Below are 26,969 nucleotides of genomic sequence, written 5' to 3' on the forward strand. Positions count from 1 at the left end.
ATGTCCCTCATTCTCACCACGCCCCCGGCGGCAGAACCCGTTTCACTGGCCGAGGCGAAGGCGCATCTGCGTGTGACCCATGCGGATGATGACGCCTATATCTCCCGCCTCATTGCCGCCGCGCGCCGCACCGTTGAACTGGCGTCCGGCCTGCGGCTTGTGTCGCAAGGCTGGTCGCTCTTCGCCGAGCGCTGGCCCGATACGCCAATGCTGTCGTTGCAACTGGCACCGGTATCGTCGATCACCGACATCATCACCTATGGTGAAGATGACACAGCGGCGACGGTCGATCCGGCGCACTATTATCTGGATGCTGTCTCACGCCCCGGCCGTGCCGTTCTCCGCGATGGCCGCACGCCGCCGCGGGGTGGCCGTGCCGTCAACGCGATTGAAGTGCGCTTCAGTGCAGGCTTCGGTACCGCGGCTGCGGTGCCGGAGGAATTGCGCCAGGCCGTGCTGATGACAGTGGCGCACTGGTTCGATCACCGTGGGGATGGCGAGGGCGGCGTATTGCCCCTGGCTGCCAGCGAATTGATCAGTTCCCAGCGCATCGTGAGGCTGACATGAACGCGGCCCTCAGCCTGCAACAGGCCATGCGCGCCGCACTTCTGGCGGACGGCGCGCTCACCACGCTGCTTGGCGGTGCCCATGTCTATGATGAGGCCCCGCGTGGTGCAAAGGCTCCGCTGCTGGTCTTCGAAAACATCGAGACGCGCGACTGGAGCACCTCGGACGCCAAGGCGCATGAGCATTTCGTTCAGTTACAGGTGGCGACCGGCGAGCGCGGACGCGCCCAGGCGCAGGCGATCTGTGACCGCATCGAAGCAGTGCTGGACAATGCCGCGTTGACACTCACGGGCCACAGCCTCGTCAACCTCCGCCTCGTCTTCTGGAGTGTTGCACGCAACCGCAGTGAACAGACCTTCGGCGCGACCCTCCGGTTCCGCGCCGCTACCGAACCCAACTGAGGACATTCCCATGACTGCACAGAAAGGCCGTGACCTTCTCCTGAAGGTGCACAACGGCACGGCGTATGAAACCGTCGCAGGATTGCGTGCCACCACGCTCTCTTTCAATGCCGAAAACGTTGACGCCACGTCGCAGGACAGCGCCGGTGCGTGGCGGGAGTTGCTGGCAGGTGCGGGGCTGCGCTCTGCCACCATCCGCGGGCAGGGCATCTTCAAGGATGCGGCGAGCGATGCGACGGTGCGTGGCATCTTCTTCGCGGGGTCGATTGTGTCCTGGCAGATCACCATTCCGGATTTCGGTGTCGTGACAGGTCCGTTCCAGGTGGTGTCGCTCGACTATTCCGGCCGCCACGACGGCGAGGTGAGCTTCGAACTCTCGCTCGCCTCGGCCGGTGCCCTCAGCTTCGCGGTGATCTGATGGCGAACAGGCACCGTGGTGAAATCGAAGCGGAGCTGGGCGGCAGAACCTACACACTCTGCCTCACGCTTGGCGCACTCGCCGAAATCGAGAACGCCTATGGCGGGGATGACCTCCTTGCCATCGCCGAACGCTTCGAACAGGGACGCATCCGCGCCAGCGATGCAATCCGCGTGATCGGCGCAGGCCTGCGTGGTGCTGGAAATGCGGTGAGCGATGCCGAGCTCGCCTCTCTGCAGGTGCAGGGTGGTGCGGCGGGATACCTGCGCATTGTCGCCGACCTGCTGAAGGCAACCTTCGCGGTGGAGGACCAATCGCCAAAAAATCCATGAGCGCTGCCGGAGACCGCTTTCCCTGGCAGCGCCTGATGACCTGGGGCCTGCGCGACCTGCGCCTGAGCCCTGCCGAATTCTGGCGCAGCACCTTGCGGGAACTCGTGACCGACACGCGTTCCCCTCCCGCGCAAGGGCTGCGCCAGAGCCTGAACGACATGATGGCCAGATGGCCGGATGAGACACCCACATGACACCAGAAACCACCGATGCATTGAGCTCGCGCGTGTCCGAATTGCGCGGCGAGATGCAGGATCTCTCACGCCTGGCCGACATGTTCGGAACACGGCTTGTGACGTCGCTGGCGAGTGCCGTGATCCATGGCCGCAGCCTGTCCGACACCTTCCGCGGGCTTGCGATGTCTCTGGCAAACCAGGCCCTGAGCCAGGCCCTGCGCCCCCTCGGAAATCTTGTGGGCAACTTGCTGGGCAATGTCTTTGCGAATGCAAACGGCAATGCCTTTTCGGCGGGGCAGGTCGTGCCCTTTGCGGCGGGCGGCATCGTGAACTCACCCTTGCTGTTTCCCATGCGCGGCGGCACCGGCCTGATGGGCGAGGCGGGGCCAGAGGCGATCATGCCGCTGGCGCGCGGGCCCGATGGCCGCTTGGGCGTGCGTGGCGCAGGAGGCGGGCACAGCGTTACCATCAACATCACCACGCCCGATATCCAGTCTTTCCGCCAGTCGCAGAACCAGATTGCCGCGCAGATGGGCCGTGCCCTGTCGCGTGGCCAGAGGAACGCCTGACATGTTCGACGACGTACGTTTCCCAACGGCAATCGCGCGTGGCGCAACCGGCGGACCGGAGCGCCGCACCGATGTCGTGACCACGGCATCCGGGCGGGAAGAACGGAACAGCCGCTGGGCGCAATCGCGCCGGCGCTACAATGTGGGGTTTGGCGTGAAGACGCTGGCCGATATTCATGCCGTGGTGAGCTTCTTTGAGGAACGCCGCGGACGCCTCCACGCCTTCCGCTTCAGGGACGCCGCCGACTGGACCTCCGGCGCACCTGGCGCCACCCCGGCAGCGACCGATCAGCTTCTGGGAACGAGTGATGGCACCACGGCCACATTCCAACTCGTCAAACGCTACGGCAGCGGCATGCGCGCCTACGCCCGGACAATCACCGCGCCGGTTCCGGGGAGTGTGGTGGTTGCGGTGAACGGCGTGGCGACGATGTTCTTCACGCTCGACGCAGCAACAGGGCGCATCAGCTTCACTACTGGCCACGTTCCTGCCGCAGGTGCCAGCGTGACGGCGGGGTTCCAGTTCGATGTTCCCGTGCGGTTCGACACGGACCAGATCAGCATCAACCTCTCGCATTTCGAAGCGGGCGAGATTCCCGATATTCCCCTCATCGAGGTGCTGCCATGAAAACGCTTCCCCCCGGGATGCAGGCCCATCTCGACAGCGGCACGACCACGCTGTGCCTGTGCTGGCGGCTGGTCCGTGTCTCCGGCGAGACCTTGGGTTTCACCGACCACGACTGCCCCATCGCTTTCGACGGCACGGTATTCGAAGCCGCCGCAGGTTTCAGCGGCAGTGAAATCGAATCTTCCCTTGGCCTGTCGGTCGACAACCTCGAGGCCTCGGGCGCGCTGGAATCGGCGCGGCTGGATGAAAACCGTCTGCGCGCCGGTGAGTTCGATCACGCCACGGTGGAGATCTGGCGGGTCAACTGGTCTGATGTAGCGCAACGCGTGCTGTTGCGCAGGGGCCACCTCGGCGAAGTGAGCTATGGCGATGGTGCCTTCCATGCGGAGGTGCGCGGGCTGGCGCATTTGTTGGGCCAGACGCGGGGCCGCATCTACCAGCATGGCTGCGATGCCGAACTGGGCGGCGCGCGCTGTGCAGCCGACATCTCCGCCGCTGCCTTCAGCGCAACAGGCAATGTGCTGGCGGTGGAGGGTGAGATCCTCACCGTTGGCGGCATTTCCACGGTGGAGGACTGGTTCACGCGGGGAACGGCGGCGTTTCTTTCGGGTGCAGCGACTGGCAAGACATGGCGCGTCAAGCGCCAGCGTCTCAGTGGCGGTGCCTTGCGCGTGACCCTGTGGCAGCGGCCTCCGGTTCCCATCGCCATTGCCGACAGCGTGAAGCTGACGGCGGGCTGCGACAAGCAATTCGCCACCTGCTGCGCCAAGTTTGCCAATGGCGTGAACTTCCGCGGCTTCCCCCACATGCCGGGCAATGACTTCCTGTCGCGCGGCGCGCACCAGGGCGACATCGCCAACACCGGCGGCCGGATTGTTTGAGACATCACATGACGACAAGAGACGAGATTGTCGCGGCGGCGCGCGGCTGGCTGGGCACGCCATACCGCCACCAGGCAAGCATCAAGGGTGTGGGCTGTGATTGCCTGGGACTGGTGCGCGGTGTGTGGCGCGAACTCCACGGCACCGAACCGGAGGAACCACCGCCCTATGCGCCCGGCTGGGCCGAGTCCTGCCGCGATGAAGCCTTGGCCGATGCCGGCTTTCGCCATCTGGTGCCTGCCGCACGCGACAGCATTTCGGCGGGCGATGTGTTGCTGTTCCGCTGGAAACCGCATCTTCCCGCAAAGCATGCAGCGATTGCCGTTTCGGCGGACCGCATGATCCACGCCCACGATGGGCTCTCCGTGTGCGAGGTGGCGCTGTCGCCCTGGTGGCGGCGGCAACTCGCCTATGTTTTCAGCTTTCCTGACGTGACCTGACATCCATGGCAACTGTTGTTCTTCAATATGCGGGTGCTGCACTCGGCACGCTCATCGGCGGACCCGTGGGCGGGCTGCTGGGCCGCGCGGCGGGTGCCATGGCCGGCAACCTGCTGGACCAGCAACTGTTCGGCGCCAAGCAGCATCGCGAAGGCCCCCGCCTCTCCAGCTTGCGCGTGATGGCCTCGGAAGAGGGCGCATCGATCCCGGTTCTCTACGGCCGCATGCGGCTCTCGGGCCAGGTGATCTGGGCAACACAGCTGCTTGAAGATTCCACGACCTCCACCCAGAAGGCATCCGGCAAGGGCGCGCCCAAATCCTCCACCACCAATTATGCCTACTACGCCAACTTCGCGGTGGCGCTGTGTGAAGGCGAGATTGACCGCATCGGCCGCGTGTGGGCCGACGGACGCGAGACGGACATCAGCGGCTTCACCTGGCGGCTCTACACGGGTTCTGAAACGCAGGCGCCCGACAGCCTGATCGAGGCTGTGCAGGGTGCGGGAGCAGCGCCGGCCTACCGTGGCCTCGCCTATATCGTCTTCGATCGCCTGCCGCTTGCCGAATTTGGCAATCGAATCCCGCAATTGTCGATCGAGGTGATCGGCAAGGGTGGCACTGCGGCGGACCTTGTGCGTGCCATCAACATCATCCCCGGCTCCACCGAATTCGGATACGACACGGCCATCGTGCAACGGCAGGTGACGGCGGGGCAGGTGGAGAGTGAAAATGCCCACGTCTCCGCCGAGCGCAGTGACTGGACCATCGCCATGGACCAGTTGCAGGGAGCAGCGCCCAACCTCGGCATGGCTTCGCTGGTGGTGTCTTGGTTCGGGAATGATTTGCGCTGCAACCAGTGCAGCATCCGCCCCGGCGTCGACAATGCCACCAAGCAGACGGAGGGCGGCACATGGCGTGTCTCCGGCATCGACCGGAGCGCGGCCCATGAGGTGAGCAAGGTCGATGGCATGCCTGCCTTCGGGGGCACACCTTCCGATGAATCCGTTCTGCACGCCATCGCCGACCTGAAGGCGCGCGGATTGAAGGTGATGTTCTACCCCTTCGTGCTGATGGATATTGCCGCCGGCAATGCACTGCCGGACCCTTATGGGAGCGCGGTGCAGGGGCACTATCCCTGGCGCGGGCGCATCACCACGAGCGTTGCGCCCGGGCGGGCGGGCACACCCGACAAGACTGCCGCTGCGACCGCAGAGATTGCCGCCTTCACCGGAACGGCGCTGCCCGGCGATTTCACACCCGCTGGCGAGACCGTGACGTTCAGCGGGACGGCGCAATGGTCGTACCGGCGCATGATCCTGCACTATGCGAAACTCTGCGCCAGCGCAGGCGGCGTCGATGCATTTCTCGTCGGCAGCGAATTGCGTGGATTGACGACTCTGCGTGACGGTTCATCGTCCTATCCCTTCGTCGCGGCCTTGCAGGCGCTGGCGGCAGAGGTGAAGACGATCCTGCCCGCGGCGGAGGTTTCTTATGCCGCCGACTGGAGCGAATATTCCGGCCATCAGCCCGCCGATGGCACCGGCGATGTGCATTTCCATCTCGATCCACTGTGGGCCTCGCCGCATGTAGGGTTTGTCGGCATTGACAACTATTTCCCGCTCTCCGACTGGCGCGATGGCGGAAGTCATGCAGATGCCATGGCCGGTTGGTCCTCCATCTATGATCTCGACTATCTTCGCGCGGGCATCGGCGGCGGGGAAGGTTTCGACTGGTATTATGCCAGTGCGGCAGATCGCGAGGCGCAAGTGCGAACCCCCATCACCGATGGGAGTTATGGCAAGCCCTGGGTGTTCCGCCCGAAGGATATCCGGAACTGGTGGCAACAGGCGCATTTCAACCGGCCCGCCGGCAACCAGAGCACCACGCCCACGGCCTGGGTGCCGCAATCCAAAACGATCTGGTTTACCGAGCTGGGCTGCCCCGCCGTGGACAAGGGAACGAACGGGCCCAACGCCTTCGTCGATGACAAATCGGTCGAGAGCACTATTCCACCCCACTCCGGCGGCCAGCCCGACGACCTGATCCAGAACCGTTACCTCCGGGCCATGTGCAGCTACTGGGGAACATCCGGCGCGCACAATCCGCTCTCCACCGTCACAGGGGACGCGATGGTGAATGCCAGCCGCATGTTCTTCTGGGCCTGGGATGCGCGGCCCTATCCCGATTTTCCGGCGCGCACCGACATCTGGAACGACGGCGTCAACCACGCCCGCGGCCACTGGCTGAACGGCAGGCTGGGGGCGGTGGACCTGGGCGAACTGATCGCGGCGATTTCTGCCCGTTACACACTCGCCGACGCCGACGTGACAGGCGTGGCGGGACTGATCGACGGTTTCGTGCTTGACCGTCCGATGACGGGGCGTGCGGCACTGGAAGACCTGCTCGCGGCATTCTCCCTCGATGCGGTAGAAAGCGGCGGGCGCATGATCATCCGCACACGGAGGACCGTTCTGGAGACGGCGGTGGAGCGCGAGGCGCTGGCCGATCCCGGCTCAGGCAAGCCCGTGCTCAGCCAAACGCGGGCGCAGGAGACAGACCTGCCCTCCGCCGTGCGCATCGGATTTGTCGACTCGGGGCTGGACTACCGCAGCTCCGCCGTGACGCAGGCGCGTGTAGGGTCTCACAGTTCGCATGAGGTCGCGCTCAATCTGCCTGCTGCCGTCAGCGGCGCGTTGGCGCAGGCGCGTTGTGATGTGACGCTGGAGGAGACCTGGGCGCAGCGCACGTCGGCCACATTCGCGCTGCCGCCATCATCCCTTGCAGTTGAGCCGGGAGACGTGATCGCCAGCGATGGGCAGCGCTGGCGGATCACGGGGATCGCCGATGCCGAAGCGCGCCGGATCGAGGCCGTGTCGCATGAACCCGGCGTCTATGATCCGGCCCCCGCGCTGGCGCGTGTCACTGCGGGTGCATTGGCATCCGTGTTCGCCAAGCCCGACGCGGTGATGATGGACCTTGCCCTTGCGGTGAGTGCCCAGCCCGCCGCGCCCTGGGTTGCGGCACAGGCGTCGCCCTGGCCGGCGCGGCTCGCCCTGTTGCGCCAGACCAGCCCCGCCGCTTTTGCCTTCAATCGCTTCATCGACAACCAGGCCACCATGGGCCGGACGCAGAGCGCCCTGCCTGCAGGCGCGCTGGACCGGATCAACGGTGGACCCGTCCTTGACGTGGTGCTGCACCACGGCGCGCTTGCTTCCGTCAGCCGGGCCGAATTGTTGAACGGCGCCAACGTGGCTGCAATTGGTGATGCGGATACGGGATACGAAATCATCCAGTTCGAACGGGCGACCCTCATCGCCCCCGATACCTACCGTCTTGCTGGCCTGCTGCGCGGGTTGGCGGGGTCGGCAGCGGAAATGCTGCCGCTGCGCGCCGCCGGCGCGCGCCTGGTATTGCTGAACGGAGCCGCCGTGCAGACCGGGCCGTCTTTGGCGGAAGCCGCCATGCCATCGACCTGGCGCATCGGCCCGCAAGGCCTTGACCATGGCCACCCCTCATATCTTGAGGTGACGACGGCGGGCGCGGTGAAGGCGCTGCGGCCCCTGGCCCCCGTGCGTCTGACGGCAAGGGCCGGGAGCGGCGGCGTCACGCTGCACTGGATCCGCCAGACCCGCATCGACGGTGACAGTTGGGACCTGGCCGAAGTGCCGCTCGCCGAGGCTGACGAACGCTACACCGTTACAATTCTCAACGGCGCCACCGCCGTGCGCAGCGCCGACGTTTCTGCCCCGCAGTTCTCCTATGGAAATGCCGAGATGACTTCCGACTTCGGCGGCATGCCGGCGTTGTTCACAGCGCGCGTCTCGCAACTCAGTTCCGCCTACGGAGCGGGAACGCCTATCGAAAGGACCATTCATGTCTGATACACCACGCCTCGGCTTGCCTTGCCTTGCAGCGGCCCAGGCGCAGAAGCACGTGACGCACAATGATGCGCTGATGCTGCTCGACAGTCTTGTGCAGGCAGGCGTGAAATCGCGTGCGCTGGCCACCCCGCCGACGGTTCCGGCGCAAGGCGACAGTTATCTGGTGGCCGCCACGGCGACGGGTGCATGGTCAACTCGGGAGGGATTGTTTGCCGCCTTCATGGATGGCGATTGGCGCTTCATCGCGCCGCGCGAGGGCTGGCGCCTGTGGGTCGATGATGAGGACCTGCTGATCGCCTTCGATGGGACCACCTGGCAGAAGGCCGCAGCCGATCCAGCATACCTGCAAAACCTCACGCTGCTTGGTGTAAATGCGAGCGCTGATGCCGCGAACCGGTTGAGCGTGGCGAGTCCGGCGACCCTGTTGACCCATGAAGGGGCAGGGCACCAACTCAAGATCAACAAGGCGGCAGCGGGCGATACGGCGTCGCTGCTGTTCCAGACCAACTATTCGGCCCGCGCCGAAATGGGCACCACCGGGAACGATGATTTTCATGTGAAGGTCAGTCCCGATGGATCGAGCTTCCGGGAAGCGCTGACCATTGATGCCACAACGGCGGCAGTGACCGCGCGGCAATCGCTTCGCCTCCTGCCGAGGGGCTCCGACCCTTCTTTCCCGCAGGATGGCGAACTCTGGTACAGCACTGCCGGCAACAGCTTCCGCAAGCGGCAGAATGGCGTCACCACTGACTTGCTGCCCGATGCTCCCGCACTCGCCAATGCCACCGCGGCCCTTTCAGCAGATGTGCAGCTTGTGACCAGCAACTCGTTCTATGACGGGCCGACGCTGACACTTGCGGCGGGCACGTGGCTCGTCTCGGGATTTGCGCAGTTTCAGAAAACGACGTCGACGGCATCCTTCGTGACGGCACGGCTTTCTACCGGCACGGTGCATTACGCGAGCCAGTGCCTGTATCACGGCTCGGTGGCCAACATCACGCTCGGCTTCGCCATGACGGCAGTGATGACGCTTTCAGCGGCCACGACAGTCAAGCTGCAGATGGCAACCACGGTCGGCATCGCCAACTGCTTGATGAAGGCTGCGGCCCCCAACAATGCCAGCGGCAATACGGCGACTGTGATCAGCGCGGTTCGCATTCAGTAGCACGGGAACATCATGGACATGAGTGACCTCGAACGGGACATCGGCGGGCTGCAGGCCCGCATGGAAACGGTGGAACAGGAATTGCAGGCGATCCGCAGCGATGTGCGCGAAATTCGCGATGCGCTGGTGCGCGCCAAGGGCGGCTGGATGGCGATGCTGCTCTTGTTCTCTGCCGCCGCAGCCATGGGAGCTTGGGCCATGCAGGCCATCTCCCTCGTTGCAGGTGTGCGGCAATGAGGATGACGGAAGAGGGCCTCGCACTCATCCGCCGCTTCGAAGGATTGCGGCATGAAGCCTATCGCGATGCCGTGGGTGTGTGGACGATCGGCTACGGCCATACCAGCGCCGCCGGACCACCGCACGTCTCGCCGGGCCTGCGGCTGAGCGATGCGGAAGCAGCCACGGTGCTGACGCGTGATGTGGAAATTTTCGCCGCCGGTGTGCGCAATTGCCTGCGCGTCACGCTTGATGACCATCAGTTCTCCGCCCTTGTGAGTTTTGCCTACAATGTCGGGCTGGGGAATTTCCGGTCATCAAGCGTGCTGAAGGCCGTCAATGCCGGCGACTGGGAGGCAGTGCCGCGCCGGTTGAACCGGTGGGTGAAGGCGGGAGGGCGCATCCTTCCGGGCCTTGTGACCCGCCGCGCCGCGGAAGGCGCACTGTTTGCAGGCCCGCATTCCGCCGAAGACGCAACGCCGCCACCCGCTTCCCGCCCGGTGGAACAGCTCGATGGAAAGCCGCCAGCGGAAAGCCGGACCCTGTGGGCCGCACTCGCGGCGGCGGTGGCGGCGGCGGCCCAGGTGGTGCTGGCACCCCGGACCGTGGTTCTTGTCCTGGCCGCTGCCGTGCTGGTGGCGGCCGCATTCATTGTTCAACAGCGCATCAAGAAACTGAAAGAGGAGGGCGTGTAATGACGATTCCCGTGGCGCTCATCGGAAATCTGGTCGGTGGCCTGATGGGCGGTCCCATCAGCAAGATCCTCGATGCCTATATCCATGACATTGAATTGCGCCGCAAACTGGAGGCGGACCTGCAGGCGAAGCTCGTGGACCACCTCGGCCATGAAATGGCGCTGGAACAATCCATCATCCTGGCGGAGATCAACTCCGACTCCTGGCTGACGAAGACGTGGCGCCCGCTCCTGATGCTGTCGTTCCTCGGGTTCCTCGGGTTTGTGGGACTTGCCCTGCCGCTGGCGGACCTGATCACCGGGCACACAGTGCCGTTCAATCCGCGCTGGGGCGCTCTGCCGCCCGAATTCTGGAACTTCCTCTCCGTGGGCATCGGCGGCTATGTGGGCGGGCGCTCGCTGGAGAAGATCGCCAGCGTGGTGCAGGTCGTGGGCCGCCGCAGCAAGGCCTGAAAAACTCCACTGAAGCGCCTCTCGTAAACCATTGTTAACGGTCAATATACACCGCTTTTCGCAGGTGCGGCACTGTTCATGTGGCGTTCAGCTTGGAGAGCCTAAGGCATAGCCCGATCACTGGGGTGCGGAGTAAAATGATAATTGCGCTGCGAAAGATTGCGACCGTCGGACTGCTGATGCTGAGCACAGCGGGCCTAGTGTCGCTGGCCGTCTCTCCGGCTGAAGCGGGCCGTTTCCGCCGCCTGCTGCCCCCTGTGCAGCAGGAGGTTCTGCCTCCTGCAGCGGTGGACTTTGCCCAGAATCTGGATGACGGGACGGACAGCTACGCCACCGACGGCCCCGCCGACCCGGAACTCACCATCCGCCCGCGCGAGGCCGCCCGCATCGCCCGGCAGACGGTTCCCGGCGCAAAAGTGTTGAATGTCAGACTCTTGCCCTCGGGCATTTATGCTGTCACCTTGCGTGGAGATGGCAAGCTGACTCGCGTGATGGTGGATGGCCGCAGCGGCGACATTCTCTGATCCCGGGCGGTTTGCCCTCCTAGCTGGAGCCCCGGGACAATATGCGCGTTCTCGTTGTTGAAGATGATGCCGACCTCAACCGCCAGATTTCCACGGCCCTGACGGACGCTGGCTATGTCGTGGACAAGGCCCACGACGGCGAGGAAGGACACTATCTCGGCGACACTGCTCCATATGATGCCGTTATCCTCGACCTTGGCCTTCCGGTGCTGGATGGTGTGAGCGTACTGGAAAAATGGCGCCGCGCCGGTCGCAAGATGCCGGTTCTCATTCTCACCGCCCGCGACCGCTGGAGCGACAAGGTGGCGGGTTTCGATGCCGGTGCCGATGACTATGTCACCAAGCCTTTCCACATGGAGGAAATCCTCGCGCGGGTGCGCGCCCTCGTGCGCCGCAGCGCCGGACAGGCCTCCAGCGAACTGACGTGCGGTCCCGTGTCCCTCGACACCAAGGGCGCCCGCGTGCTCGTGAATGGCTTGGCCGTGAAGCTCACTTCGCTCGAATACCGCCTGCTCGAATATTTGATGATGCACATGGGCAAGGTCGTGTCGCGCACCGAGCTTGTTGAACATCTCTATGACCAGGACTTCGACCGCGACTCCAACACGGTGGAAGTCTTTGTGGGCCGCCTTCGCAAGAAGCTGGGTGTGGACGTGCTGCATACGATCCGCGGCATGGGCTATTGCGTCCAGCCACCCGGCAATGCGGACTAACTCACTCGCGTTCCGCCTGACGGTGTCGGCGGCCGTGACGGCCGTCGTACTCCTGATTGCCGCCGTGATCGTTCTCTCCGAACTTTTTGACCAGACCGTGCAACGGAATTTCGATGCGCGCCTGCGCGCCATCATGGATGGCCTGCAGGTCAACATTGAACTGGCCGCCGATGGTGCGCCCCGCGTGCAGGGCAGTATCGCCGACACCCGGTTCCAGCTTCAGGATTCCGGTTGGTACTGGCAGGTGAAGGCGGCAAAACCAGGTGGCAAGCTCGTGGCCTCCGCCTCGCTGCTGGAGCCGCCGCTGGTGCTGCCCGAGGCCGGTCTCGGCAATCGCGACAAGGACGGATATGCCCGTTTTTCGCTGGTGGATGCGGCGGGCAACCAGTTGCGCGGCATCGAACAGCGCCTCAAGCTGTTCGGCAGCAGTGAAGATTATTCCTTCGTCGTTACCGGCAATTTCGATGAATTGCGCACCGAGATGAGGGCGTTCCAGCGCGGCTTGTATCTCTCCCTCGCCATGATCGGCATTGGCCTGCTGGCCGCGATCTTCTTCCAGGTGCGCTACGGCCTTCTGCCCATGAAGGTGATGGAGCGGAAGCTCAACGACATCCGCGCCGGGAAGGTGGAAATGCTGGAAGGCGACTTCCCGTCCGAGATGCAGCCCATTGCCGATGAACTCAATCTGCTTGTGCAGTCCAATTTCGAGATCATCGACAGGGCGCGCATGCAGGTTGGCAACCTGGCCCACGCGCTGAAGACACCCATCAGTGTACTGACGAATGAGGCCCGCGACCACAGGGGCCCCCTCGCCGACAAGGTGGGCGAGCAGATCAACGTGATGCGCGAACAGGTGAACCTCTATCTCGACCGCGCCCGCCGCGCCGCCCGCGCCCAGACAGTGGGTTCCGCAACCGACGTCGATCCCGTTCTTCAGGCCTTGGCGCGCACGCTGCAACGCATCAACCGTGACCGCGGCCTCGAGGTGATCGTGGAGCCGGGCCCCAATCTCAAGTTCCGCGGCGAGCGCCAGGACCTTGAGGAGATGGTGGGCAACCTGATGGACAATGCCTGCAAGTGGAGCAAGGCCCGGGTGCTCGTGCGCGCCAAGCTCCTCAGCCAGACCGGCGACGACGGCCGCCCCTGGATGCTGATCGAGGTGGACGACGATGGGCCGGGCTTGCCGCCCGAGAAGCGGGCCATCGCCATGAAGCGGGGACAGCGCCTCGATGAATCAAAACCCGGCTCGGGTCTTGGCCTCAACATCGTCTCGGAAACGGCGGCGATGTATGGCGGCGCGGCCACGCTTGATGCCGCCGAAATCGGTGGTTTGCGGGCCCGACTCAAACTTCCGGCACTTGTGGGCACCCCCGGTTCTGCAATCTGAAATATTTTGAAGCGTAACAACTCGCGTATTCCGGGAATTTATCCCGACGCGTTGCGCAATTTGAGTTGAATGCGATGACAACTCTTCACGTTGGCGCAGGGTTAACGTTGAAATAAATCGGAAAAATGTTGCAGTACTTGATTCCAACTCATACGATAGTTATGTGAGAAATGAACAGGTAACTGCGTCAATTGCGCGCAAGTTCAGCGGGGCATTTCAGACATTCAACAGACGGTCTCAGACATCTTTCCGTTTACTGCCCCCGGTCGCGGATTGCATGTCGGAGGAGGGGAGCGAATCGTCAGATTCGCTCCCCGATTTCATGCGTAGCCTCAGCCGTTGACGGCGTGGGAAGCCCGCGTTCCCGGTACGGCGTGCGGCCGTAGAAGGCGCGGTAGCATTTCGAAAAATGCGACGGGGATGAAAACCCGCAGGCCAGCGCCACATTGATCACCGAAAGATCCGTTTGCAGCAGCAGCGAACGCGCCTTTTTCAGGCGGAGTTCGAGATAGTAGCGCTTCGGCGAGCGGTCGAGGTAGCGCCGGAAAAGGCGCTCCAGCTGCCGGGTGGAAAGCCCGGCCTGCTTTGCCAGCACACTGGGCGAAAGCGGGTCTTCCAGGCAGCCTTCCATCTTCTCGATGATGGACACCAGTTTGGGATGCCGTGCGCCAATGCGTGCAGGCAGCGACATGCGTTGGTTCTCGCTGTGATGGCGGATCGGCGAATGCAGGATTGCTTCGGCCACCTGCGCGGCAAGATCGGGCCCGTGCTGGCCTGCGATGAGCGTGAGCATCATGTCGATGGCCGTGGTGCCGCCCGCACTGGTGAAGCGGTCACGATCGATTTCGAACAAGCCACCGGTTGCTTCAAGTTCCGGAAACGCCTCGGTGAAGCCCGGGAGGTTTTCCCAATGGATGGTGCACTTGTAACCATCCAGCAGGCCGGCCTCCGCCAGAACATGCGCCCCGGTACACACCGCTCCGATGTCCACCCCGCGCCGCGCCACCTTGCGCAGCCAGCTGATGAGACGCTTGTCTGCGTGCTTCTGCACATTCAATCCGCCACAGACGATCACCGAGGAATCGGGCGGAACGGATTCAAGATCGCCGTTCACCATCGTCAGGATGTGATTGGATGCTGCGACCGGCTGCCCATCGATCGAATGCATGGTCCAACGGTACAATTGCTTTTCCGCAAAGCGATTGGCCTGGCGCAGCGGCTCGATGGCGGAGGTCACCGGCATCATCGTGAATTCTGGCAGCAGAATAAGGGCGACCGAATGGGGAAGGGATTTGGCCTTGTCACCGAACATGGGACGCTCCGCAGAATGTTCCGTTTGCGACTCCATGGTCTATTTCCGGCATTTTGTCCATAGGCGTCACCACTTGGCCGGTTTGCGACGCAATACCGCAGGTGCCGTCGAAAACACGCTCGGCGTGTCGCAAACCGGGGAGCGGCTGGCGACAGGCGTGGCACGGTAGCGACATCCTTCCACGATCCTTCCAAGAGACCCATCAATGGACACCAGCGTCAAGTTTCCCCCTGCCACCTCTGCTGCCGTGGGCAATCCCCTCGGTGCCTTCGCCAGCAAGGCCACCATTGAAGTGACGGGCAAGCAGATCGAGAAGTTTCCACTCCTCAAGGAACACATGGCCGCGGGAGCGACCGTGTTCATCGCCCTTATCGAAGCGCAGGACCTGGAAGCGCAGATCAATGCCGCTGCCGAATTGCGCCGGCTGGGCTTTGAACCCGTGCCGCATATCCCGGCGCGGTTCGTGCGCGACGAGGCGGACCTCGAAGCGCGCCTCACGGCGTTCCGCGACAAGGCTGGCGTGACCACGGTGCTGGCCCTGGGCGGCGGTGCACCCGAACCCATCGGCAAATTCGATTCCGCCATCCAGATGATGAACACCGGGCTTTTCCAGAAGGCGGGCATCACCAGGATCGGCATCGCAGGCCACCCGGAGGGCAATCCCGACATCACCAAGAAACTGGGCGAAGCGGCGTTGATGCAGGCACTCACGGAAAAGAACGCCTGGCTCAAGGCCAATGGCATCGGCGGTTTTATCGCCACACAATTCCTGTTTGAAGCCGGACCGCTGGCGCTGTGGGCCGCATCGCTGCGCCAGGCCGGCATTGATCTTCCGATCTATGTGGGCGTGCCCGGACCGGCGACGATCAAGACGCTGGTGAAATATGCAGCCATGTGTGGCGTGGGCAATTCCGCCCGCTTCATCCGCAAGCAGGCGCTGAACATCACCAAGCTGCTGTCGGTTTCGGAACCGACGGAGTTCGTCGACCAGCTAGCCAAGCTGCATTTCGACAAGCCGGAACTGAACATCGCGGCCCCGCATCTCTATCCCTTCGGCGGCTTCGACAAGCTCTTCGACTGGAAGAAGCGCGTACAGGCTGGCTGATACGGCAGACCAAACGAAAAACGCCGCCCGGAAGGGCGGCGTTTTTTGTTGTCCGTGGACGGGCCTCAGCCCGCTTTCGGAAAGATCCTGACTTCCGTACCCTTGCGCGCGGCCTTGCGCAGGAAGTCCCACGTGTACTGCGCGAAGCTGCGGAAGACATAGATGTCGATGACGTTGTCCTCGACGATGTGCAGCAGCGCGGCGACTTCAGCGAATCGCATGCGGCGCACGGTGCCCGGCGGATAGTCGCCGTGTGTGAGGTCGATGGCGGTACCCTTCATCACCACCTCACGCACGCCTTCGCCTTCCAGGCGGATGACAGCACGCATGTCCGAGACATTGATGGCGAGAGAGTGAACGCCAGCGAGGTCTTGCGACAACTGGTCGGCCATTTCCTGTGCCTTGGCGCGGGGACAGGTGATGAGCCACTGGTCCGGCGAGAGCCAGAACACGCGGACGTCGCCCCATGTCGCCGTGGTGCGCGGCTGCTTCGGCAGGTCAACGCCGAGTGCCGACTTCGCGGTTGCCATGAACTTGCGGTCCGCGGCGGAGCCACGAAGGTCAATCATGCCGCGTTCGCTGATTTCACGCATCGACACATAGGTGTCCGCGGGAACTTCACGTCCGGCGAGGGGAGATTCGAAACGGGCCTCAAGCATTGATGCGGCCTCCATCCTGGTCATAGAACACGGGGCTGACGAGCTTGGCCTTCACCACCTTGCCGCCTTCCAGCGGGAAGGAAATGGTTTCGCCCATGCGCGCCCGGCCATTCTCGATGAGGGCCATGGCGATGGAGCGGCCAAGGGTGGGAGACATGTAGGTGGAGGTCACTTGGCCGATCATGGCCATGGGTGGCTTGTCCTTCACTTCGCGCACGGCATAGGCGCCGTCCGGCAGGACTTCGTTGGGGTCTTCGGTGAGAAGGCCGACGAGCTGCTTGCGGTTGGGACCCTTGAGGTAGGACTGTTCCAGCGAGCGCTTGCCGATGAAGTCCGCCTTCTTCTTGGAGACGAGGCCTTCGAGACCGACGTCGATGGGCGTTGTCGTGCCGTCGGTTTCGTCACCGACGACGATGTAGCCCTTCTCGGCGCGGAGCACGTGCAGTGCTTCCGTGCCATAGGCCTCGATGCCGAACTCTTCTCCGGCGGCAAGGATCGCATCCCAGAGGCCACGGCCGAGGTTGGCGGGCGTTGCCACTTCGTAGGACTGTTCGCCCGAGAAGGAGATGCGGAACACGCGCACGGGATAGCCACCCATGCGGCCAATCTTGAACGACATGTGCGGGAAGGCTTCGTTCGACACATCAAAATCCGGACCGAGCTTGGCAAGAACCTCGCGGGCCCTGGGACCAGCGATGGCGAATTGAGCCCACTGTTCGGTCACGGGCGTCACGAAGACCTTGTACTGCGTCCATTCCGTCTGCAGCCATTCCTCAAGCCACGCCGAGATACGGTCGGCGCCGCCGGATGTGGTGTGCATCAGGAAATGATCGTCCGCGAGGCGCACAGTGACGCCGTCGTCGCTGAGGAAGCCCAACTCGTTCATCATCAGGCCGTAGCGGCACTTGCCGACCTTCAGGGTCGAGAACATGTTGGTGTACATGCGGTCGAGGAATTCGGCCGCATCCGGCCCCTTGATCTCGATCTTGCCGAGGGTGGAAGCATCGAGCAGGCCGACCTTGTTACGCACGGCGAGAATTTCACGCGTGATCGAGGCGTGCTTGTCTTCTCCGGCCGCCGGATAGGTGTAGGCGCGGCGCCACTGGCCGACAGGTTCGAAAACGGCGCCCTTGTCCTTGTGCCACTGGAAGACCGGCGTGCGGCGGATGGGGAGGAAGAGCTCCTTGGTCAGCGACCCCGCAATCGCGCCGAACGAATATGGCGTATAGGGCGGACGGAAGGTGGTGACGCCGATTTCCGGAATGGAGCGGCCCGTTGCTTCGGACAACACCCCGAGACCATTGAGGTTCGACGTCTTGCCCTGGTCAGTTGCCATTCCGAACGTGGTGTAGCGCTTGGTGTGTTCGACCGACTCATAACCTTCGCGCTGGGCGAGTTCGAGATCGGCCGCCGTCACGTCATTCTGGAAATCGATGAAGTGCTTGTTGCCTTCGTTGTAACCACCGGTGGCTGGCGCAAACCAGATCGCCTCAAGCGCGCCACGCACCGGCTCTTCGATGGCGGGCAGCTTGATCTTCGCAGCCTTTGCCTTGGCATTCACTGCCTTGGCAGCGCCTTCACCCGCGGCAACAGCCTCGGCCAGCGTTTCCGCAACCGACATGGTTCCGTTGGCGGCACCCACCGCCGTGATCGCATCTGTGTGGGTGTTGGGACGGAAGCTCGCAAGCCCATCGTCAAACCTGATCTTGCCACCGTTGTGGCACCACAGGTGCAGCGCCGGGTTCCAGCCGCCCGACATGGCGATGAAATCGCAATCCACCTTCTTCTCGGTGATGACGCGGCCCTGGCCCTTGCGGTAGGCGGCGATCTTCACCGATTTCACGTTCAGCGTGCCTTCGACCTTGGAAATGACCGAGCTCGCGGAAATCTCGATGCCTTCGGCAATCGCTTTCTGCACAAGGTCGCCCTGCGGGCGCGCGCGGCTGTCGACGATCTGAACGTTGACGCCGGCCTTCTTCAGTGCCAGCGCCGTGAGATAGGCGTCGTCATTGTTGGTGAAGACAACGCCATTGCTGCCGGGGGCAACGCCATAACGCTCAACCATTCCGCGCACGGCGGAGGCCAGCGTGATGCCGGGCCGGTCGTTGTTGGCAAAGGCAATCGGACGCTCCAGCGCACCCGAGGCCAGGACGATGTGACCCGCGCGGATCTTCCACAAACGGTGCCGCGGGGCGCCATTGGCGAGAATGGACGGATCATGATCGCCCACGCGCTCGAAGGCCATCATGTAGTTGTGATGGAAATGCCCGACCGCTGTGGTGCGCGACAGGATTTGCACGTTCGGCAACGCGGCGAGACGGTCTGCCGCGGCCTTGGCGTAATCAGCAACGGAAACTTCGCCGATCTTGCCTGCCGTGAGGTCGGCAATGCCGCCGAGCACCGGGTTCTCGTCGATGAGCAGCACGCGCACGCCACCGGCAGCAGCAGCTTCCGCCGCCGTGAGACCGGCGATGCCGCCGCCCACGACGACGACGTCGGCGTGGATATGCATATGTTCGTAGGTGTCGGGATCACGGTCTTCCGGCGCCTTGCCGAGGCCCGCGGCGTAACGGATCACAGGCTCATAGACATGCTTCCAGAAGCTGCGCGGCCACATGAAGGTCTTGTAGTAGAAGCCGCCGGGGAAGAAGCGCGACAGCTTGTTGTTCAATGCGCCGATGTCGAAATTGAGCGACGGCCAGCGGTTCTGCGTAACGGCGGTCATGCCGTTGAAAAGTTCGATCTGCGTGGCGCGGAGGTTCGGCTCATGCCGTGCACCGACGCCCACGCCGATGAGCGCATTCATTTCCTCTGAACCGAGGCCGATGACGCCGCGCGGACGATGATATTTGTAGCTGCGGCCAAAGACCCGCTGGCCGGAGGCCTGTACGGCCGAGGCAATGGTATCGCCCGCAAAGCCGGAAAGGCTGCGGCCGTCGAAGGAGAAGGAGAGGGGTTTCGAACGGTCGATGCGGCTGCCGCCGGACGCCAGACGATAGGGTTTGCCAGTCATCGCTTACTTCGCCTTCGCAACGGATTTGAAATAGTCGGCCCACGTTCCCTTGGCCTGCTGCTGCAGTTCGAGCGGCGGCATTTCCGTGATGCCGTAGTAGGCCTTGAAGTCCATGGTCACGGTATCGCGCGCGGCGTGGAACCATTTTCCGCAGCCACGGTCACAGCGCCAGCGTTCGAAATGCAGGCCCTTGGGATTGTGACGGATGAAGAGGTAGTCGCGCTGCTCCTCGTCCTTGATGTTGACAGGGTCTGTCGTGGCCGGACGGCGCACATGCGCCTGGCCGCCGTAGTGGAAGTCCGCTTCCTCGCCTTCGATGCCGCACACAGGGCAGGTGACAACCAGCATGTGAAAGCTCCCTTAGTGCGCCACGGCTGCTGCGACGCTTTCGTCGATCAGGCGGCCTTCGGCAAAACGGTTGATGGAGAACGGTTCGGCGATCGGATGCGGGCGGTCGTTGGCCATCGTGTCGGCAAATACCCAGCCCGATCCGGGAATGGCCTTGAAGCCTCCGGTACCCCAGCCGCAGTTGACGAAGAGGCCGTCCACATCCGTCTTCGAGAGGATGGGCGAGCGGTCGCCGGTCATGTCGACGATGCCGCCCCATTGGCGCAGCATGCGCAGGCGCGAGATGATGGGGAAGGTTTCGACGAGCGCCGTGACGGTGTGTTCAAGCGCCGTGAACGAGCCCCGTTGCGAATAGTTGTTGTAGGGGTCTGTACCGCCGCCCACAACAAGTTCGCCCTTGTCGGACTGGCTGATGTAGCCGTGCACCGTGTTGGCCATGACGACACAATCGATGACCGGCTTGATCGGCTCGGAGACCAGCGCCTGCAGGCACATGCTCTCGATGGGCATGCGCACGCCCGCCATGTCCATGATGGTGGAGACATGACCTGCGGCGACGACGCCGACCTTCTTTGTCTTGATGTGCCCACGCGAAGTATCAAGGCCGACGACCTTGCCGCCTTCGCGGCGGATGCCCGTGACTTCGCAATTCTGGATGATGTCGACGCCCATGGAGTCGGCACCGCGCGCATAGCCCCAGGCGACAGCGTCGTGACGGCCCGTGCCGCCGCGCGGCTGGTAGTAGGCGCCGAGAACGGGATAGCGGCAGTTCGGATCGTCGTTGATGATCGGAACGATTTCCTTCACCTCGGCCGGAGTGATCATGCGGCAGTCGAGACCCGCGAGCCGGTTGGCATGGCTCGTGCGCTTCATGGCGCGGAATTCATGTTCCGTCTGGCACAGCATCATGAGGCCGCGCGGACTGAACATCATGTTGTAGTTGAAGTCCTGCGACAGCGTCTCATACAGCGACCGCGACAGTTCATAGATCGCGATGGACGGATCCTGCAGGTAGTTCGAACGGATGATGGTGGTGTTGCGGCCTGTGTTGCCGCCTCCAATCCAGCCCTTTTCCACCACTGCGATATTCGTCATGCCGTGGTTCTTGGCGAGATAGTAGGCCGTGGCGAGTCCATGGCCGCCGCCGCCGACGATCACAGCATCGTATTCGGCCTTGGGATTGGGCGAACGCCAGGCGCGTTCCCAGTCCTTGTGATAGGAGAAGGCATTGCGGGCCAGCGAGAAAACGGAGTAGCGGCTCTTCATGACGGATTTCCGGTTGAGCCGTCCTCATATCAAAGTGGCGGATAACCCTCCATTGTTTTCCGACAGGCGCCCCGGCCCATGCGACAATGGGCCATGGCGGAAAGCCGGCGGGCGACTATATGTAGGGCGAAATTGAAGATCATTCAGGTCACATGGAAATCTGGTTCATATTTGCAGCGCTATCCGTTGGCATCGTGACGGCGCTTTTTTTTGGTTCCCGGCGCCTGGCGGCGCGACAGGGAACGGATTCGGCCAGCGCGCAAATCGCCATCTACAAGGACCAGTTGCGCGAGATTGATGCTGACCTGACGCGCGGCGTGATGGCCCCTGCCGAAGCAGATGCCCACCGCACCGAAGTGGCGCGGCGCCTTCTCGCGGTATCTGCTGCGGAAGGCAATGTGTCACGGCCCGGTCAGGCCTGGATGGTCTTCATCCTTGCGCTGCTGGTGCCCGCCTTGGCCTTCGCCGTGTATAGCCGTTTGGGTGCGCCATCATTCCCGGATCTGCCGCAGGCCGAACGCCTCGCCAATGCCGAGAAGGCAGGCGACCTCGAGGTGATGGTCTACAAGGTCGAGCAGCATCTCCAGCAACACCCCGATGATGTGAACGGTTGGGAAGTGGTGTTGCCAAGCTACAAGGCCATGAGCCGCTTCAACGATGCGGCCCAGGCGATGCGACGCGTGATCACTCTCAAGGGTCCGACCGCCGAACTCTATGCCGATCTTTCCGAGATGCTCATGTTCGCCGGCAATGGCCTGATGCCTGCCGAAGGACTCGATGCCGCCCGCGAGGCGCTCAAGATTGATCCGAAGAACAGCAAGGCGCGCTACTACGAAGCCCTTGGCCTTTCGCAGGACAACCAGCATGCCGCCGCCCTTGCGGCCTTCGAATCCCTGCTGGCCGACTCCGCCAGCGACGCGCCTTGGCGCCCTGCGGTTGAAAAGCAGATCGCAGCGTTGAAGCAGCCCCAGGCCAATCCGACCGGCCCCACGCAGAACCAGGTCGAAGCCGCCGGCGCGATGACGGCGGGCGACCAGCAGTCCATGATCCGCTCCATGGTGGATGGTCTTGCGGCGAAACTTGAGGCTGATCCCAAGAACCTGGATGGCTGGCTCCGCCTTATTCGCGCCCGCGTTGTGCTGAAGGAAGCAGACGTCGCCCAGGCGGCACTCGACAAGGCGCGCGGCATTTTTGATGGAGATCAAGGTGCAGCGGCCCAGCTTTCGGCATTGGCGCAGGAATTGGGTTTGAAATGACACGCAAACAGACACGCACCGCCATCATCCTCGCTTCGCTTGCCGTGCTCGGCATCGCCGCGGGCCTCATCCTCTACGCCATCCGCGACACCATCGTGTTCTTCTACACGCCGAGTGAAATTGCCGAAAAGGGCGTGCAGCCAGGCAGCCGGCTCCGTCTTGGGGGATTGGTGGAGCAGGGCACGCTGAAGCAGGGCAGCAACGCCATCTACACTTTCGCCGTCACCGACACGATCAAGAGCCTGTCCGTCAGCTACAAAGGGCAACTGCCGGACCTGTTCCGGGAGGGCCAGGGCGTGGTGGCGGAAGGTGTGCTGCAGGGTGACGGCACGATGCTGGCTGATACGGTGCTGGCCAAGCATGACGAAAAATACATGCCCAAGGACGTGGCCGACAAGCTAAAGGAAAAGGGCGTCTGGCAGGAAGGCCAGGGTGGCGCCCAGCCAGCGACGCAGTCAGGAGCCCAGGGAACGTCGCCGTGATCATCGAATTTGGCCACTTTGCTCTCATCCTCGCGCTTGCCGTGGCCTTGTATCAGACGGTCGTGCCGCAATGGGGTGCCTGGCGCAATGATGCGACTCTCATGGCGTCAGCATCCGTCGCAGCCGTGACACAGCTGATCTTGCTGGCAATTGCATTCGCGGCCCTGACCCACGCCTATCTCACGTCGGATTTTTCCGTCTTGAACGTGGCCGAAAATTCTCACTCGGCGAAACCTTTGCTCTACAAGCTGAGTGGCGTGTGGGGAAACCATGAGGGCTCCATGCTGCTCTGGGTGTTCATCCTGTCGCTGTTCGGTGCTGCCGTTGCGGTCTTTGGCCGTGACTTGCCGGAAACGACGAAGGCGCGCATCCTGTCGGTGCAGGGCTCTGTCGGCCTCGCCTTCCTCATCTTCATCACCGTTGCGAGCAATCCCTTCCTGCGCCTGCTCCCGCCGCCAGTGGAGGGGAACGGACTCAATCCGATCCTGCAGGACCCGGCCCTCGCTTTTCATCCTCCCTTCCTCTACGGCGGCTACGTTGGTCTCTCGATTGCGTTCTCGTTTGCGGTGGCGGCATTGATCGAAGGCCGTGTGGACGCAGCCTGGGCCCGCTGGGTCCGGCCGTGGACGCTGGTCTCCTGGGCCCTGCTGACCATCGGCATCGGCATGGGAGCGTGGTGGGCCTATTACGAACTGGGCTGGGGCGGCTTCTGGTTCTGGGACCCGGTCGAAAATGCCAGCCTCATGCCCTGGCTCATCGCCACGGCGCTGCTGCATTCTGCAACCATCGTGGAAAAGCGCGGCGCACTGAAGATCTGGACGATCCTGCTGTCCATCCTCGCCTTCTCGCTGTCACTGGTCGGCACCTTCCTTGTCCGCTCGGGTGTACTGACCTCGGTCCATGCCTTTGCGGTGGACCCCGAACGCGGCATTTTCATTCTTTCCATTCTCGCGGTTTTCGTCGGCGGAAGCCTGACGCTCTTTGCCGCGCGTGCCCCCTCGCTGAAGGCGGGCGGGCTGTTTGCGACGGTGAGCCGTGAAGGCGGACTCGTTCTCAACAACCTCCTGCTCTCCGCCGCCTGCGCCGCTGTCTTCATCGGCACGCTGTATCCGCTCGCGCTGGAAACACTGACGGGCGAAAAGATTTCGGTCGGCGCGCCGTATTTCAACCTCACCTTCGGACCGATCTTTATTCCGCTGCTGCTGCTCGTGCCGCTCGGACCCATGCTGACCTGGAAGCGTGCTGACATTCTGGCGGCCTTGCGCCGCCTGTGGTGGGCCGCGGCCCTCGCCTTGTTGGTGACGCTGCTGGTTCTGATGGTGACAGTGCGCGGGCCCTGGCTCGCGCCCCTTGGAATCGCCGTGGGCCTCTGGCTGATTTTCGGCTCGGCCGCCGAGATCATCCAGCGCGCAGGCTTCGGCCACCAGACCACGGCCATTGCCTGGCTGCGCTTGAAAGGTTTGCCGCGCAGTGCCTTTGGCACGGCACTGGCTCATGGCGGGTTGGGCATGATCGTGATCGGCGTGATCGTCCTTTCCCTGTGGAAGGAAGAACACATCGTCACCCTCAAGCCCGGCGGCGAAATCCCGGTGGCGGGCTACACCGTGGTATTCAAGGATGTGCAGCCGCTGGTCGGTCCCAATTATGACGGCACCTACGGCCGCTTCGAAATCATGCGGGGCGACCGTCTCGTCAAGGAAGTGGTCTCGGAGAAGCGCCAGTTCCGCCCGCGCAGCATGCCAACAACCGAAGTGGGCCTGATGCAGGGCGTCTGGGGCGACATCTATGTCGTGCTCGGCGATCCCGGCGAGGATGGAGCCTACGTGGTGCGCGCTTCATTCAATCCCATGGCGAGCGTCATCTGGCTGGGTGCGCTGGTGATGTTCCTGGGCGGCCTCCTGTCGCTGACAGACCGGCGGCTCCGCATCGGGGTGCCCAAGCGTGCAGCCGCTCCGGTGAACGCGATGCCAAGCCCTGCCGAGTAATGACCATGCTTCGTTTCTTCTCTGCGGCACTCCTCACCCTCTGGCTCGCGCTGCCGGCCTTTGCGGTTCAGCCCGACGAAATGCTGAAGGATCCGGCGCTGGAGGCCCGCGCCAGGCACATTTCCGCCGGGCTGCGCTGCCTTGTCTGCCAGAACCAGTCGATTGATGAGTCCGACGCCGGCGTGGCGCGGGATCTTCGTGTCCTGATCCGTGAACAGTTGCAGCAGAAGAAATCGGATGACGAGATCATTGCCTTCGTGGTGGACCGCTACGGCGAATATGTCCTCCTCAAGCCGCGGCTCGAAACACGGACGCTCGTACTCTGGCTCACGCCGTTTGCGATTCTTCTTGTTGGCGGGGCCTTCATCCTGCTTCGCCGCCGCCAGCCCGAAACGGCACCGGACCAGCTGAGCGATGCCGAAAAGGCCGCATTGGACGCCATCCTGCGCAAATAAGCCGGATTTGCCGTCAACTTGCCGCAAGTCTTACAGAGTTTTCATGCCGCCGTAATGGCGGCGTAAGGCTGTTCACCTTATCTCTTCACCATCCCACGGACACATGGAGTGATGAGACAATGTCAGCCCCCTTTTCCCCTTCCAAGAAGACGATCCTCGGCCTGATGGCAGCCGCCCTGATGGGTACGACGCTGCTCACGGCCTCGACTTTCCTTCCTCCCCCCGGTCATGCCTTGGCGCAGACCCAGACCCAGATTGCCGTTGACCCAACGCGCAGCTTCGCCCCTCTCGTCGAGAAGGTGATGCCGTCGGTGGTGAGCGTTCAGGTGAAGATCGCTGAGGTCTCCGACACCGGAGGCTCACAGCAGATTCCCGAGCAGTTCCGCGATTTCTTCAACCAGTTCCCCCAGTTCCGCGACCAGCTGCCCGGCGGCCCGGGTCAGCGTCCGCAACGCCATGACGGCATGGCCGTCGGCTCTGGCTTCGTCATCTCCAACGATGGCTATGTCGTCACCAACAACCACGTGGTCGATAGCGCCAAGTCGGTCCAGGTGACGTTCCAGGACGGCAACAGCTTCGATGCCACCGTTGTCGGCACCGATGCCAAGACCGACCTCGCCCTCCTCAAGATCAAGTCCGACAAGTCCTTCCCCGCAGTGACCCTCGCGGCGGATGAAGCCAAGGTCGGCGACTGGGTGATGGCCGTGGGCAATCCCTTCGGTCTGGGTGGAACGGTGACCGCCGGTATCGTCTCGGCCCGTGGCCGTGACATCGGCAATGGCCCCTATGACGATTTCCTGCAGATTGACGCCTCCATCAACAAGGGCAATTCCGGCGGCCCGTCCTTCAACCTCAACGGTGAGGTTGTGGGTGTGAACTCGGCGATCTTCTCGCCGTCAGGTGGTTCGGTGGGCATCGGTTTCGCCATCCCCGCCTCGATTGTACGTGACGTTGTGGACAGCCTGAAGTCGAATGGCGCCGTGACCCGCGGTTGGCTCGGCGTCCAGATCCAGCCCGTGACTGACGACCTGGCGGAGAGCCTCGGCCTTGACAAGGCCAAGGGTGCAATCGTTTCCGATCTGACGGAAGACTCGCCCGCCCAGAAGTCCGGCATCAAGCAGGGTGACACCATCCTGAAGGCCAACGGCGAGGACATCGACGATGCCCGCGACCTGGCCCGCACCATCGCCAAGGTGAAGCCGGGTACCGAAATCGCGGTCGACATCTACCGTGCCGGCAAGCCCGAAACGATCAAGGTGAAGATCGGCACCATGCCGGGTGAACCACAGAAGATGGCAGGCGTGAACAAGCCCGACGATGGGTTTGATCTCTCGAACCTTGGTTTGCAGGTTGCTCCCGCCGATGACGGCGCAGGCGTGAAGATCACGTCTGTGGAACCGGATTCGGCAGCAGCGGACCGCGGATTGAAGGAGGGCGACATCATTCTTGAAGTCGCCGGCCACCAGGTCGCCAACGCCGCCGACATGAAGGATGCCCTTCAGAAGGAAGACGGCAAGCGCGTGTTGATGCTGGTTCGCTCCGGCGACAGCCAGCGTTACATCGCACTTCCTCGTGAACGGAGTTGAAAAACCGGGTTGTCATACCCATCGTAGTATAACCCAAAGAGCGCAGACGCTTCCCCG

The 26,969-nt window shown here is 63.1% G+C and carries 27 protein-coding genes and 1 pseudogene; 23 read left to right on the forward strand and 5 right to left on the reverse strand.

Annotation, left to right across the window (positions count from 1 at the left end):
• From IPM06_10965 to IPM06_11045, 17 genes and pseudogenes are all read left to right on the forward strand, one after another.
• The gene (locus IPM06_10965; GenBank protein ID MBK8770939.1) at nt 1-567 is read left to right on the forward strand and encodes a phage head-tail connector protein; all 567 of its coding nucleotides are present in this window, start codon (nt 1-3) and stop codon (nt 565-567) included.
• Nucleotides 564-968, forward strand: a complete 405-nt coding sequence (locus IPM06_10970; protein ID MBK8770940.1) for a DUF3168 domain-containing protein — start codon at nt 564-566, stop codon at nt 966-968. The genes IPM06_10965 and IPM06_10970 overlap by 4 nt, the downstream gene beginning before the upstream one ends.
• 10 nt (nt 969-978) lie before the next feature.
• The gene (locus IPM06_10975; protein ID MBK8770941.1) at nt 979-1,386 is read left to right on the forward strand and encodes a phage major tail protein, TP901-1 family; all 408 of its coding nucleotides are present in this window, start codon (nt 979-981) and stop codon (nt 1,384-1,386) included.
• Entirely contained in the window at nt 1,386-1,718 is a 333-nt protein-coding gene (locus IPM06_10980) for a gene transfer agent family protein (protein ID MBK8770942.1), read from the forward strand. The genes IPM06_10975 and IPM06_10980 overlap by 1 nt, the downstream gene beginning before the upstream one ends.
• Nucleotides 1,715-1,912: a phage tail assembly chaperone gene (locus IPM06_10985; protein MBK8770943.1), complete on the forward strand. Its 198-nt coding sequence runs from the start codon at nt 1,715-1,717 to the stop codon at nt 1,910-1,912. Before IPM06_10980 ends, IPM06_10985 begins: the two co-directional genes overlap by 4 nt.
• A gap of 251 nt (nt 1,913-2,163) precedes the next feature.
• A pseudogene (locus tag IPM06_10990) lies at nt 2,164-2,463 on the forward strand (phage tail tape measure protein).
• A gap of 1 nt (nt 2,464) precedes the next feature.
• Complete coding sequence (locus IPM06_10995) at nt 2,465-3,091, forward strand: DUF2460 domain-containing protein (protein MBK8770944.1); 627 nt, start codon at nt 2,465-2,467, stop codon at nt 3,089-3,091.
• Nucleotides 3,088-3,972: a DUF2163 domain-containing protein gene (locus IPM06_11000; protein ID MBK8770945.1), complete on the forward strand. Its 885-nt coding sequence runs from the start codon at nt 3,088-3,090 to the stop codon at nt 3,970-3,972. Before IPM06_10995 ends, IPM06_11000 begins: the two co-directional genes overlap by 4 nt.
• Before the next feature lie 8 nt (nt 3,973-3,980).
• On the forward strand, nt 3,981-4,412 hold the full coding sequence (locus IPM06_11005) for a C40 family peptidase (GenBank protein MBK8770946.1): 432 nt from the start codon (nt 3,981-3,983) through the stop codon (nt 4,410-4,412).
• A 5-nt stretch (nt 4,413-4,417) separates the two neighbouring features.
• Nucleotides 4,418-8,293 (forward strand): glycoside hydrolase TIM-barrel-like domain-containing protein, encoded by a 3,876-nt coding sequence (locus IPM06_11010; GenBank protein ID MBK8770947.1) that lies wholly within the window; start codon nt 4,418-4,420, stop codon nt 8,291-8,293.
• Nucleotides 8,286-9,458 (forward strand): DUF2793 domain-containing protein, encoded by a 1,173-nt coding sequence (locus IPM06_11015; protein ID MBK8770948.1) that lies wholly within the window; start codon nt 8,286-8,288, stop codon nt 9,456-9,458. Before IPM06_11010 ends, IPM06_11015 begins: the two co-directional genes overlap by 8 nt.
• An 18-nt stretch (nt 9,459-9,476) precedes the next feature.
• Nucleotides 9,477-9,695, forward strand: coding sequence for a hypothetical protein (locus IPM06_11020; protein MBK8770949.1), 219 nt, complete (start codon nt 9,477-9,479; stop codon nt 9,693-9,695).
• On the forward strand, nt 9,692-10,369 hold the full coding sequence (locus IPM06_11025; protein MBK8770950.1) for a lysozyme: 678 nt from the start codon (nt 9,692-9,694) through the stop codon (nt 10,367-10,369). Before IPM06_11020 ends, IPM06_11025 begins: the two co-directional genes overlap by 4 nt.
• Nucleotides 10,369-10,821: a hypothetical protein gene (locus IPM06_11030; GenBank protein ID MBK8770951.1), complete on the forward strand. Its 453-nt coding sequence runs from the start codon at nt 10,369-10,371 to the stop codon at nt 10,819-10,821. The genes IPM06_11025 and IPM06_11030 overlap by 1 nt, the downstream gene beginning before the upstream one ends.
• A gap of 137 nt (nt 10,822-10,958) precedes the next feature.
• Entirely contained in the window at nt 10,959-11,345 is a 387-nt protein-coding gene (locus tag IPM06_11035; protein MBK8770952.1) for a hypothetical protein, read from the forward strand.
• 41 nt (nt 11,346-11,386) lie between these two features.
• Nucleotides 11,387-12,058, forward strand: coding sequence for a response regulator transcription factor (locus tag IPM06_11040; GenBank protein MBK8770953.1), 672 nt, complete (start codon nt 11,387-11,389; stop codon nt 12,056-12,058).
• Entirely contained in the window at nt 12,048-13,445 is a 1,398-nt protein-coding gene (locus IPM06_11045) for a sensor histidine kinase (protein MBK8770954.1), read from the forward strand. Before IPM06_11040 ends, IPM06_11045 begins: the two co-directional genes overlap by 11 nt.
• A 301-nt stretch (nt 13,446-13,746) precedes the next feature.
• Here the strand turns inward: IPM06_11045 and IPM06_11050 are convergent, their stop codons facing one another.
• On the reverse strand, nt 13,747-14,757 hold the full coding sequence (locus IPM06_11050; GenBank protein ID MBK8770955.1) for a GlxA family transcriptional regulator: 1,011 nt from the start codon (nt 14,755-14,757) through the stop codon (nt 13,747-13,749).
• Nucleotides 14,758-14,962: 205 nt separating this feature from the next.
• Between IPM06_11050 and IPM06_11055 the strand changes: the two genes are divergently transcribed.
• A complete protein-coding gene (locus IPM06_11055; protein MBK8770956.1) occupies nt 14,963-15,862 on the forward strand; it encodes a methylenetetrahydrofolate reductase in 900 nt (299 codons plus the stop codon).
• Nucleotides 15,863-15,927: 65 nt separating this feature from the next.
• On the opposite strand, the gene IPM06_11060 is transcribed toward IPM06_11055, so the two are convergent.
• From IPM06_11060 to IPM06_11075, 4 genes are read right to left on the reverse strand one after another with little or no spacing between them, the layout of a single operon-like run.
• Nucleotides 15,928-16,521: a sarcosine oxidase subunit gamma gene (locus IPM06_11060; protein MBK8770957.1), complete on the reverse strand. Its 594-nt coding sequence runs from the start codon at nt 16,519-16,521 to the stop codon at nt 15,928-15,930.
• Nucleotides 16,514-19,534, reverse strand: coding sequence for a sarcosine oxidase subunit alpha family protein (locus tag IPM06_11065; GenBank protein ID MBK8770958.1), 3,021 nt, complete (start codon nt 19,532-19,534; stop codon nt 16,514-16,516). The genes IPM06_11060 and IPM06_11065 overlap by 8 nt, the downstream gene beginning before the upstream one ends.
• Before the next feature lie 3 nt (nt 19,535-19,537).
• The gene (locus IPM06_11070) at nt 19,538-19,882 is read right to left on the reverse strand and encodes a sarcosine oxidase subunit delta (GenBank protein ID MBK8770959.1); all 345 of its coding nucleotides are present in this window, start codon (nt 19,880-19,882) and stop codon (nt 19,538-19,540) included.
• Between the two features lie 12 nt (nt 19,883-19,894).
• Nucleotides 19,895-21,148: a sarcosine oxidase subunit beta family protein gene (locus IPM06_11075; GenBank protein MBK8770960.1), complete on the reverse strand. Its 1,254-nt coding sequence runs from the start codon at nt 21,146-21,148 to the stop codon at nt 19,895-19,897.
• 152 nt (nt 21,149-21,300) lie between these two features.
• Here IPM06_11075 and ccmI point away from each other — a divergent pair, with 152 nt between their 5' ends.
• From ccmI to IPM06_11100, 5 genes are all read left to right on the forward strand, one after another.
• Nucleotides 21,301-22,404: a c-type cytochrome biogenesis protein CcmI gene (gene ccmI / locus IPM06_11080; GenBank protein MBK8770961.1), complete on the forward strand. Its 1,104-nt coding sequence runs from the start codon at nt 21,301-21,303 to the stop codon at nt 22,402-22,404.
• Nucleotides 22,401-22,886: a cytochrome c maturation protein CcmE gene (ccmE, locus tag IPM06_11085; GenBank protein MBK8770962.1), complete on the forward strand. Its 486-nt coding sequence runs from the start codon at nt 22,401-22,403 to the stop codon at nt 22,884-22,886. The genes ccmI and ccmE overlap by 4 nt, the downstream gene beginning before the upstream one ends.
• A complete protein-coding gene (locus tag IPM06_11090) occupies nt 22,883-24,871 on the forward strand; it encodes a heme lyase CcmF/NrfE family subunit (GenBank protein MBK8770963.1) in 1,989 nt (662 codons plus the stop codon). Before ccmE ends, IPM06_11090 begins: the two co-directional genes overlap by 4 nt.
• Nucleotides 24,872-24,876: 5 nt before the next feature.
• Nucleotides 24,877-25,326, forward strand: coding sequence for a cytochrome c-type biogenesis protein CcmH (locus IPM06_11095; GenBank protein MBK8770964.1), 450 nt, complete (start codon nt 24,877-24,879; stop codon nt 25,324-25,326).
• A gap of 119 nt (nt 25,327-25,445) precedes the next feature.
• Nucleotides 25,446-26,912: a DegQ family serine endoprotease gene (locus IPM06_11100; protein MBK8770965.1), complete on the forward strand. Its 1,467-nt coding sequence runs from the start codon at nt 25,446-25,448 to the stop codon at nt 26,910-26,912.
• Nucleotides 26,913-26,969: the final 57 nt, after the last annotated feature.

The sequence above is a fragment of the Hyphomicrobiales bacterium genome, from assembly GCA_016710435.1.
GTDB lineage: Bacteria > Pseudomonadota > Alphaproteobacteria > Rhizobiales > Aestuariivirgaceae > Aestuariivirga.